Source organism: Aquirufa sp., from assembly GCF_964796385.1.
Genome location: NZ_CBAUBA010000005.1, coordinates 73,071 through 84,070, shown reverse-complemented (window position 1 = coordinate 84,070; position 11,000 = coordinate 73,071). Strand labels below are relative to the sequence as shown.

At 39.0% G+C, this 11,000-nt stretch carries 11 protein-coding genes and 1 tRNA gene; 5 read left to right on the top strand and 7 right to left on the bottom strand.

The features are described from left to right. Window positions 1–169: 169 nt before the first annotated feature. Both AC1W6K_RS03240 and AC1W6K_RS03235 read left to right on the top strand, forming a co-directional pair. The gene (locus tag AC1W6K_RS03240) at window positions 170–2,527 is read left to right on the top strand and encodes a T9SS type A sorting domain-containing protein (protein WP_481946419.1); all 2,358 of its coding nucleotides are present in this window, start codon (window positions 170–172) and stop codon (window positions 2,525–2,527) included. 49 nt (window positions 2,528–2,576) lie between these two features. Then, window positions 2,577–3,614: a WD40/YVTN/BNR-like repeat-containing protein gene (locus tag AC1W6K_RS03235; RefSeq protein WP_481946418.1), complete on the top strand. Its 1,038-nt coding sequence runs from the start codon at window positions 2,577–2,579 to the stop codon at window positions 3,612–3,614. On the opposite strand, the gene der is transcribed toward AC1W6K_RS03235, so the two are convergent. Continuing rightward, complete coding sequence (gene der / locus AC1W6K_RS03230; protein ID WP_395782949.1) at window positions 3,594–4,916, bottom strand: ribosome biogenesis GTPase Der; 1,323 nt, start codon at window positions 4,914–4,916, stop codon at window positions 3,594–3,596. The genes AC1W6K_RS03235 and der overlap by 21 nt on opposite strands. 12 nt (window positions 4,917–4,928) lie before the next feature. Continuing rightward, window positions 4,929–5,831 (bottom strand): GTPase Era, encoded by a 903-nt coding sequence (gene era / locus AC1W6K_RS03225; RefSeq protein ID WP_481946417.1) that lies wholly within the window; start codon window positions 5,829–5,831, stop codon window positions 4,929–4,931. A gap of 98 nt (window positions 5,832–5,929) precedes the next feature. On the opposite strand from era, the gene AC1W6K_RS03220 reads away from it, so the two are divergent. From AC1W6K_RS03220 to AC1W6K_RS03210, 3 genes are all read left to right on the top strand, one after another. Beyond that, a tRNA-Met gene (locus tag AC1W6K_RS03220) sits at window positions 5,930–6,002 on the top strand. A gap of 63 nt (window positions 6,003–6,065) precedes the next feature. Continuing rightward, on the top strand, window positions 6,066–6,308 hold the full coding sequence (locus AC1W6K_RS03215) for a GIY-YIG nuclease family protein (RefSeq protein ID WP_481722112.1): 243 nt from the start codon (window positions 6,066–6,068) through the stop codon (window positions 6,306–6,308). Window positions 6,309–6,520: 212 nt separating this feature from the next. After that, window positions 6,521–6,835 (top strand): LytR/AlgR family response regulator transcription factor, encoded by a 315-nt coding sequence (locus tag AC1W6K_RS03210; protein ID WP_481722114.1) that lies wholly within the window; start codon window positions 6,521–6,523, stop codon window positions 6,833–6,835. Window positions 6,836–6,883: 48 nt separating this feature from the next. Here the strand turns inward: AC1W6K_RS03210 and AC1W6K_RS03205 are convergent, their stop codons facing one another. The 5 genes from AC1W6K_RS03205 to AC1W6K_RS03185 form a co-directional block, all read right to left on the bottom strand. Next, on the bottom strand, window positions 6,884–7,786 hold the full coding sequence (locus tag AC1W6K_RS03205; RefSeq protein ID WP_481722116.1) for an OmpA family protein: 903 nt from the start codon (window positions 7,784–7,786) through the stop codon (window positions 6,884–6,886). A gap of 90 nt (window positions 7,787–7,876) precedes the next feature. Continuing rightward, window positions 7,877–9,667, bottom strand: coding sequence for an acyl-CoA dehydrogenase family protein (locus tag AC1W6K_RS03200; protein WP_481946416.1), 1,791 nt, complete (start codon window positions 9,665–9,667; stop codon window positions 7,877–7,879). Continuing rightward, window positions 9,664–10,134 carry a MarR family winged helix-turn-helix transcriptional regulator gene (locus tag AC1W6K_RS03195; protein WP_395782959.1) on the bottom strand — a complete coding sequence of 157 codons (471 nt, stop codon included), beginning with the start codon at window positions 10,132–10,134 and terminating at the stop codon, window positions 9,664–9,666. The genes AC1W6K_RS03200 and AC1W6K_RS03195 overlap by 4 nt, the downstream gene beginning before the upstream one ends. A gap of 91 nt (window positions 10,135–10,225) precedes the next feature. Beyond that, window positions 10,226–10,762, bottom strand: coding sequence for a hypothetical protein (locus AC1W6K_RS03190; RefSeq protein ID WP_481946415.1), 537 nt, complete (start codon window positions 10,760–10,762; stop codon window positions 10,226–10,228). Between the two features lie 6 nt (window positions 10,763–10,768). Then, the gene (locus AC1W6K_RS03185; protein WP_481946414.1) at window positions 10,769–10,999 is read right to left on the bottom strand and encodes a F0F1 ATP synthase subunit delta/epsilon; all 231 of its coding nucleotides are present in this window, start codon (window positions 10,997–10,999) and stop codon (window positions 10,769–10,771) included. Between the last annotated feature and the right edge of the window lies 1 nt (window position 11,000).

Sequence of the window (11,000 nt, the reverse complement as noted above, 5' to 3'; positions counted from 1 at the left end):
TCATGAATGCCGACAGTCAATTCTGATAATTCCGTAGATCAAAAAAATGGACAAAAAGTGACCTAACGATAAATTTCTTCTTTTAATCAGAAAAAAATTTTTAACTTGTGACTTGGAAAATTAGAAGTAAAAAAAATCCAAATCATCTACTCAATTATTTCTTACGATAATGACTAAATCTTTTAAAATCAACCTCATTGCAGCCCTTGTTTTATTAACTAGCGCAGTTGCATTTGGACAGCAAGCAAAAATCGACGGTAAAATAGGCTCAATAATTATTGCCGGAGTTGACGGCTATGCGAGTAAATTTGTTGCCACAGGTTGCCCTAGCCCATATACGTATGATTGGCGTTCCGAAAATAAATTCGGCACAACAGAAATGGATGCTCCAGGCGATTGGGATGAGTATTATGCATCAGGTTCAGGTGCCGATGGCAGACTTAATGTTCAAACCGTTGTATTAAATAAATTTGGACGAGATGCCAAAGAACCTTATAATTATTTTGTCCGTTGCAAAAGCCCTAATGGTAGCTATGGTACATATACACGAGTGACAATTGCCGTAATGATTCCTCGTATAAGTGATTACAAGCCAACTATTTCTGTACAGCGATTAGAGTGCTCGGATGCAGATGATACCAATACAGGTACTACGCGTTTGCGCGCGGATGGTTGTTTTGGAGAAACCCGTTGGGTTACGCCAAATGGAACTGTTTGGAATGCAGGAGATGAATTTTTAACACTTAGTGGTAATAATTTTCAAGAAGGGACTTACTCAGCAGAATGTACATTTAATAATGTTGCAGGCCTTGAAGGTTCATATTCCCAAAAAGGGTTTAGATTTGGCTTAAGACGCGCGATTGGTGCTCCAAATGTATCAATCTCGGCAATTGGACCACCAGATGCTTCCACAAAAGAGGTTTGTAAAGGTGAAACGGTTGTTATAAACTCAAGTTATGACATCAATAAATATCGTCCGTATGTCAACGCAGTTTGGTTAATGGAGGAAGCTGAATCTAAAGGTTTATACGGCGCAGCAGCGCGTGGTGCTACTGGTACGGAAACGGAAACTTTAACAGCGAAATTAATTGCCGATAATAGCCGTGGTAAATATTTCATTCGATTGACTCCAAAAGATGCAGAATGCCCTACAAAAACGTCAAACGAAATCATGTTGTGGTATATTAAATTACCTAAACCAGCGATCGTTGGAAATTCTAAATATTGCTTGGATGCAACAACTACTCTAGTAGTTAAAGATTCAGCATTCGTTTTAAATCAAGGTTATTTGTATAATCCGGCTGATGCAGCTAAGAGTAAGCCTACGAGACCAGAGAAATTCAACTGGTTCGTAAATGGTGTGGCGGCTCCTAATTATGGAACGAAACCTACATTTGTGATTGGTAGCAATGTATCAGTATCCGTGAATTATGTTTCAAACTACGGTTGTACGTCAGATCTATCTGATTCAGTAGCGGTAACAAATTATGAGCGTCCGGTTAAGCCAACAATTAAAGCATTAACAGCTACAGGTTTCTGCGAAGACAAACCAATTCAAGCGAAGTTAGAATCATCTGACCTCCCTAATGGCCAATTGACTAAATATTTGTGGAGTAATGCATTGATTACGAAGATTGTTGACATTACAAAAGCTGGTTTCTACACAGTTCGTACGATCGATACTTTAGGATGCTTTTCATTGCCATCAGATACTACAGAGATCAAAGTATTTAAACTTCCTGCTGCACCGACTGTTGCAGTAGAGAATGGTTTATCTCCTATCTTCTGCCAACGGTCAGATGCAGACTTCAATGTATTCAATGCCGTTAACTTAGTTGCCACCACCAATTTTACAACAAACTGGTTCATTAATAAAGGAACAAACACCGTTTCTACAGGTAAGGTATATACAGGTGTTAGAACGAGTGGATCTTATTCCGCCAAAGTAACTGACGGCAATGGCTGTATTTCTCTTTTCTCTAGTGAGATTAAAGTGATTGTTCAAGAAAATCCAGTTTCGCCTACCGCATCCATCGTTAAAGAAGGAGTTTATACCTTGAAGGCATTAAACTTCTTAGCTTCAGACGGTGCAGGAAAAGGTGGAGATTACGAGTGGAAATTTGGTACTACGTTACTTACTCCAAAATCGTTTATCACCAAAGTTAAAACTGCAGGAGACTATACGGTTAGAAGAAGATATGCATACGTTATCGAAGGAACTCCTTTGAATTGCTTCACGAAAACGGTTAGCTATAGTTATGCTGTTGATCCTGAATTCTCAGGTGTTGCAATTTATCCAAATCCCGCAACAGCAGGTAACATAGATATCCAAATCCTTGAGGATTGGTCAAATGCTGATGTAACCATCTTCGACATGGTTGGTCGTTCTGTGTTCTCAGGTAAATTAGAAAACACTCTAGGAACCAATAAATTAAATGTTTCTGGCCTAGCAAACGGAATTTATATTTTGCAAATCAAAGCAGCAGGCGATAAATCGTTTGTTGGCAAGATTATTGTAAGCAAATAAATAAACCCTATTAATCTAAAGCCGCTCTTAGAAAAGAGCGGCTATTTTTATGATGAAAAAATACGTTCTAATTTGCTATATAGGTATAGTAAGCCAAAGCTTTGGCCAATGGATACCCATTGATATACCAACCAAATCGTCGTTTAGAGCCTTAAAGGTATTGGGTGAAGAGATATGGGCTGGCGGTACACAAGGCACATTTGGTCATTCTTCAGATGCTGGAAAGACCTGGAAATTCATACAAATTCCGGGTGCAGAGAAACTTGACTTCCGAGATCTCGTTATTCTTAACAAACGGGAAGTATTACTCATGAGCGCGGGACTATCTGAAGAAGGGAAAGCCAGTATATGGCGTACACAAGATGCAGGCGAGAATTGGAAAATAATATTTGAAAAGAAGGAACCTGGGTATTTCTTTGATTGTATTCAATGGGATTACAACAAAAAAGAAGGCTGGCTATTAGCTGATCCAGTCCAACAAAAATTAACCCTTTTTCATTTTAAAGGCGAAAATTTCACTCCTGTCAATGTAGAAAAAGCCCCCATGCTACAAGCAAATGAAGCATTCTTTGCCGCTAGTGGATCAAGTTTAATTATTCAAAAAGACAATTTACTGCTTGTTGGCGGAGGTGCCCCATTAGCGCGTATTTACCAAAAAAAAGACTTAAACTCTGATTGGAGATTTATTGAAACTTCAGTAAAAACAGGTGAGGCAAAAGGCTACTTTTCCATTGGGACAAAAGACCTAAAAAACTATTGGGCAGTAGGAGGAGATTACCGGAAATTAAATGAAAATAATATCCCTATTTTGACTAGTAAGGACAGGGGTGATAGTTGGCAAGTGTTAACCAACACCCCCAACTTCTACATGGAAAAAGTAATTTGGGCAAAGCCTTATTGGCTAGTAAGCGGACCAAGTCAAAGTGCCGCCTATCATGAGAAAAAGAAACAATGGAAAAACTTAGGCCCTAGCTCCTATCACAATATCATACAAGTAGGAAAAGAAATCTATGGAATCGGAGCGAAAGGCCAATTAGGAAAAATCAGCCTTTCGTCGATTGATGTACTATTTCTTACGGAAAAATAAAGAGATGGGAGTCCCATCTAGTTGGAAATTTTTTCGCATTTGATTTTCCATGTACCGTTCATAACTTTCTTTAATATACTGAGGTAGATTGCAGAAGAAAATGAACGTTGGGTAAGGTGTTGAAACCTGCGTACAATATTTAATCTTAATGTATTTCCCTTTCCAAGCTGGCGGAGGATAGTTTTGAATCACTTCGAGCATTACATCGTTCAACTTTGAAGTTGAAATTTTTTGCGAACGATTTTCATACACCTGAAGCATCATTTCCAAAACTTGGAAGATACGCTTCTTCTCCATCACCGATGTAAATATCACAGGCATATAATTCAATGGAGCCATCCGTTCTTTGATAGCCTTTTCAAGTGCGTTTGCCGTATTGGTATCTTTAGCAACTAAATCCCACTTGTTCACCATCAATACAATGCCTTTCTTAGCTTTATCGGCCATACTGACAATATTCATATCCTGAGCCTCTAAACCCGTTAACGGGTCAATCGTTGTCGCATCAATCAATATGATAGCAATATCACACTCCTCTAATGCCTTAATCGAACGAAGCACGGAATAGTACTCAATATTATCATCAATACGCGCCTTCCGACGAATACCTGCGGTGTCAGTAATGATAAAATCTTTTCCGTATAGCGTGTAGCGGTTTTGAATTGCATCGCGCGTCGTACCAGCTATATCCGTCACAATCGAACGATCACGCCCAAGCAACGCATTTAAAAAGGATGATTTCCCTACATTCGGGCGTCCAAGAATAGCAACACGCGGCACACCAGCTTCAGGATTTTCAATTCCTTCGTCTTTAAAATGTGAGATCATTACATCCAACATATCACCCGTACCACTTCCGCTTTCAGCAGCAATTGGGAAAGGATCTCCTAAACCTAACTCATAAAATTCAGCTGATGCCATGGCTTTTTCATGCGTATCTGCCTTATTTGCAACAAGAATTACGGGTTTTTTTGATCGGCGTAATACTTTGGCAAAATCTTTATCTAAATCAGTTAACCCCGTTTGGCAATCTACGACGAACAATAATACAGCAGATTCTTCAATTGCCAATTCCACTTGTTCACGAATGGCTCCTTCAAAAATATCTTCGGAACCATGAACGTATCCACCGGTATCGATAACGGAAAAGAATTTTCCGGTCCATTGGCCATAACCATAATGTCGATCGCGCGTAACGCCCGACATATTATCCATGATCGCTTTTTTCTGTTCAATTAAACGATTGAACAACGTTGATTTTCCCACATTGGGACGGCCTACAATGGCTACAATATTTGACATTTGTCTTAAAAATTAATCAGGTGAATACCCGAATGATCGCAATTTATCTGCTTTTGCACGCCAATCTGGCTCAACCTTCACAAATTGCTCTAAAAATACTTTCTTACCAAAAAACGTTTCTAAGTCGGCCCGTGCTTGAATCCCAACCTTCTTAATACTTTCCCCTTTATGCCCAATAATAATAGCACGCTGAGAAACACGTTCCACATAAATCTCCGTCGAAATACGTAAAATAGTAGGCTCCTCTTTGAAAGAAGTAACCACGACTTCACAGGAATACGGAATTTCCTTTTTGTAATTCATTAAAATCTTTTCTCTAATAATCTCAGCAGCAAAAAAACGCTCTGGCTTATCTGTCAATTCATCCTTATCAAAAAATGGTGGATGAACCGGTAAATTATCAACAATATGTTTAAAAATCTGATCCAAATGTACCCCTTCCTGAGCTGAAATAGGCAAAATAGCCCGACTCGGGAAAATATCTTGCCAATAATCCAAACATTCCCGAAGGCGCTCTTCAGTTACTAAATCAATTTTGTTAATCAACACCACAATAGGCGTTTCCGTATGATCCTTCCAATTTGTCAGAAACTCAAGGTCTTCATACGTGTCGAAAACATCAGTCACATAAAGTACGACATCAGCATCCTCCAACGAATTCTTTACAAAAGCCATCATGGACTTATGCAATTCATATTTAGGTAGGAGTACACCAGGCGTATCTGAATAGATGATTTGGTATTCATCCTCATTATGTACACCATTAAGCATACCTAAAATACGGTGACGCGTTGTTTGGGCTTTCGAACTCACAATCGAAAGTCGTTCACCAACAAGCGCATTCATCAACGTACTCTTCCCAACATTGGGTTTCCCAATGATACTTATAAAACCTGCTTTATGCTGATGGGCCATATTAAAACAACGATGCCCGATAGGGAAATAATTGATTATTTTAGCAAAGATACTTGTTTTTCCCGTAAAAACCCCGCATATTTGCACTCCAATTACACCGCGGGGTGGAGCAGTTGGTAGCTCGTTGGGCTCATAACCCAAAGGTCGTCAGTTCGAGTCTGGCCCCCGCTACAGAGAAAAAAAGGTCTTCATTCGAAGGCCTTTTTTAGTTTCTTTCTAACCACTGCTAATCCTATGTTTGTTACTTATGCACTTTATTCTGTGAAATTCGATATACTATATATTGGGTTTACCCGAGATTTAATCAGTAGATTCCACTCCCATAATTCATTGGCAAATAGTGGATTTACTGTGAAATATAGACCGTGGAAAGTGATTTATGTAGATTTTTTTGAAACGAAAACAGCGGCTATGCATAGAGAAAAAGAATTAAAATCAAATAGAGGTAGAATGTTTCTACGTGAATTAATCAAATAGCTCGTTGGGCTCATATCCGTCAGCTGACGGACGTCAGTTCGAGTCTGGCCCCCGCTACAGAGAAAAAAGGTCTTCATTCGAAGGCCTTTTTGCATTATATAACGTCAAAAACGGCCACTTGATAAAAAACCAACCGTTAGATAAGTCATTTTGCTGTACATTGCATCAAATCTCTAGGTTTGTATCGATTAAAAGTCTAATTGCTCAAACGTATGAAAATTGACATCAAATTACCAGGTATCGAAAACTGTCCAGTAAACACGATTGTCTACATCGAAGGAAAGGGAAATTATAGTATTATCCACCTAAAGAATCTAAAACAGGTGGTTATGGCAAAAACACTTAAAAAGTTCGAAGCTCAATTGCGAATGAATCAATTTATAAGAATACACAAGTCCTATTTAGTTAATAAGGATAATATTCCTGCATTTGATTCCAAAGGAGCAACAGAAGTTCCTACTGCACTTGGAACTACTTTGCCGATATCGCGTCGGAAACTAGATTTCGTTCGAAGAACGTTCGCATAAAAAAAGGCCTCACATTACATGAGGCCTTCAAAACAAAATATTTCTTAATTAATTTCCAGAAGTTGGCGGCGCCATTAAATTAAAGAATTGATCCAATTTAGGCGTTACGATTATTTCCGTACGACGGTTTTGCTTACGACCTGCGCGGCTATTGTTACCTGATTGAGGCACGAACTCGCCACGACCACCTGCAGTCATTCGCTCCGGATCAACACCGAATTTCGATTGCAATAGACGAACTACTGAAGTAGCACGCTTTGCCGAAAGATCCCAGTTGTCCTTGAATTCAGGAGTAGAAATTGGCACCGCATCCGTGTGGCCCTCTACTAAAATATCCAAATCTTTGTGATCATTTACTACCTTCGCAACCTTCGCAAGAACGGCTTCAGCTTTTGAATTCACATTCGCAGAACCAGAGGCAAACATTAGTTTATCAGAAATTGAGATGTATACGACTCCTTTTTTCACTTCAACTGTTACATCTTCATCATTAATATCAGCCAAAGAACGCTTTAAATTCATAACCAATGATAAGTTTACAGAGTCTTTCTTTTGTATTGATGAATTCAAATCCTTGATGTACTTACCTTGTTCGTTCAATGCATCTAATGACTTGCGAATACTCTCAGCACCTGATTTGTTAATTACAGAAAGATCAGATAAGCGATCCAACAAATTTGTATTTGTTTTCTTCATGTAATCTAATTGCTCTTGAATTGACTTCAAGGCTGCTGTTCTTGATTCTAGATCAGCATCTCTTTTCTTAATCTCCCCTTGAAGACTCGCTGTTAATGACTGGCAATCAGCCAAATCTGATTTAGCACGTGACACGGCTTGATCACTGCTAGTTTGTAATTCTGTTAAACGTGATTGTAATTCAGCCATCTTTTTTTTGCTCGAACACGAAAAGAAAAAGGGCATCATCGCCAAGACTAAGAGTAGTTTTTTCATAAAAAGTTTAAGTTAAGTAACTATAGTAAATGAGACTTCCGCAAAAGTATAAATGAAAAATATATAAATTGTCCTTAAAAGCGAAAAAAATTAAAAAATATATCCATTTTTTACAGTTGCAGCCTGAGCAATCATACGCCTTGATTCAATCAAATTCTTTGGAGCTATTTTCGTAAAACGTTTTAGCCCCATCAATAATACAGTCAACTCATCCCCTTTCGCAAAACCCATAATCACTTCTTTCCCCGAATAATGAATCTTTTCAACGGCCTCGTGAAGGTAAACGAGCGCACATTCATACGCTACCTGATGTTTATCTTGGCCATCGCGTGTAATTAATTTATCCACTCGAGCTAAAGTTGACTCCGCTATATAAACTTCAATCATCATATCAGATACCCCCATCAATATTTCCTGCTCGTTCTCAATAGCCGTAGTGAATTTTTGTAAAGCCGCCCCTGCAACCATCAAAATAGCTTTCTTTAAATTCGTAATCACCTGATATTCTCTTCCAAATATTCCATCGGGCACTGAAGTACTAAAATCAGGTACCCCTAAAATCTCTTTCCCTACCGCCATAGCTGCTGGCATTAATTCAATTTCCCCTTTCATCGCCCGCTTTAAAACTGTTCCTATCGCAAGCAATCGGTTAATTTCATTTGTTCCTTCAAAAATGCGATTTATACGCGAATCTCGATAGGCTCGCTCCATAGGTGCCTCAGCCGAAAATCCCATACCACCGAAAATCTGAACACCTTCATCAACCACATAATCAAGAACCTCAGAAGCATGGACTTTTAAAATAGCACATTCAATAGCAAATTGTTCAACCCCTTTTAACTTAGCTTCAGCATCAGACATACCGGCAGCTTTCAAACTAAGAATCGACTCATCAATGTTTTGCCCCGCCCGATACGAAGCTGATTCTGAAGCATATATTTTCACAATCATCGAAGCCATCTTTGCCTGTATCGCACCAAATACATGTATTGATTGACCAAACTGTTTCCGATCACGCGCATAATTTACTGCTTGATCCACCACTTGCTTAGCACCTCCCAAAACTGCAGCCGCCAGTTTAATCCGACCAATATTTAAAATATTCACCGCAATCTTAAAGCCCCCCTGACGTTCAAACAATAAATTTTCTACCGGTACCTCACAGTCCGTAAAAAAAACCTGACGCGTCGAGCTCCCTTTAATCCCCATTTTATGTTCTTCCGCATTCATCGTAATTCCCGGAAATGTCTTTTCAACCAGAAATGCAGTCAATTTTTTGTCCTCCGCTATCTTCGCAAACACAATAAACAAATCTGCAAACCCACCATTCGTTATCCACATCTTTTGACCATTAACTACATAATGTGTACCAGCTTCATTTAACCTCGCTTTCGTCTTTGCAGCATTCGCATCAGATCCAGAATCAGGCTCTGTCAAGCAATACGCAGCCTTCCACTCCCCAGTTGCTAATTTGGGCAGATACATTTGCTTTTGTGCCTCCGTGCCATAGTATACAATAGGTAATGTTCCTATGCCGGTGTGGGCCGACAACGCTACTGCAAATGAATGTCCGGCTCCGCAAGCTTCTGCCACAAGCATGGATGTATTAAAATCCATCCCAAAGCCACCATATTCCTCAGGAACTGATGTTCCTAATAATCCTAATTCTCCCGCCTTGTCCAATAAGCCAACCATCACAGAAGTATCTGTTGCGTAATCAATTTCATCCAAAATAGGATGAACCTCAGTCTTAATGAAATCAAGACAAGTTTGACCAATCATTTTTTGTTCTTCCGTAAAATCCTCCGGGATGAACACCTCCGATGGCACTACCGGGCGAATCAAAAATTCACCTCCTTTTATGGCGGTTAAACTACTCATGGCTTTATTTTTAATTTTGTTGACACTGACTCAAAAATGGTATTTGACTCTTTCTCCAAGATTTGATTAATCGCACCAATGACCTCAAAAAAATCAGCAATTTTTTGCTCTCCTAAACGCTGATAAACAAGTTCATTAAACAAAATGACTCCCTGTCTTGCCTGATCACGCTTTTGTTTGCCCAAATCAGTTAGGAATATTTTAACCACACGCTTATCCGCATAATTCGCCTCCCGACGAATCCACTTTTTGTCCTCCAAAGTCTTCAACATGCGCGTTAAACTCCTTGACTCTAATCCTAACGCAGGTGCAATCTTAGTCGCAGACGTGCCCTCTTTGTCTATGTGCAACAGCACATAGCCGATAGCCATGGTCATGTCAAATTGTGCGGAAAATGTGTTGTACATGCGCGAAATAGCGTACCAACTAGACTTAATTTGAAAATCGATTGTTTTTTCTGCTTTCATAAATTTTCGCGTATGCGCGCATACCAAAGTAAATTTGAGACAAAAAAAAATAGGATGCAAGCATCCTATTTTCAAAATTTGTTAAATCAACTTATTTAATTCGATTTCCGCGCATACGTTTGCTATTGACCTTCAAACCTGAGAATGAAGATTTCATAATCAACAAACGAACTTTTTTCTTATTGTATAATAGATACTTATTACCATCATATTGCAAACGCGAAAAAGTAGGACTACCTAAATCATCAACTAATTGATAAAAATACTCCCCGCGCTCCCCTAAAACAGGCGCAAAATGTAAGCTTTTCTCAATACCAGCACCAGCTTCGAATGATACCAATAACTGCTCTTGTTGCTCTTTGATTAAAACACCTGGTGTTTGTGGTTCAAGATTTACACGATTTATCGACTTGCCATTGACAATCACTACCTTTCCAGACTTCACATTCGCATCAGATGCATTTAATTCACGTTCCAAAAACAAGGCATTGTCGTTGTAGAACTGGATTTTTTCTAACGGTAATTGGTTTTCTTTGATTAATGTCATCAACGAACCCGTAAGTTGCGTCTTTTCTGAACAAGAAGACAGCATCCCCAAACCAACCAATAAAATCGCAAGACGCTTCATAGATGATTAATTTATGCCTTCGGCAAGGATTAAAACTTTATTGTTTAATACTTCAACGACACCGCCTTCAATTTGAAAAACTTCTTTATCAGCCGTAAGCGCACCTTTTTCAAGTGTACTTACTAAAGCCGCGTGATCATTCAAAATTTGAAAAGAACCATCCACGCCTGGCAAAGTGACAACAGATGCCTCTCCAGCAAAAACTTTACGATCTGGGGTAATTATTTCTACAAACATA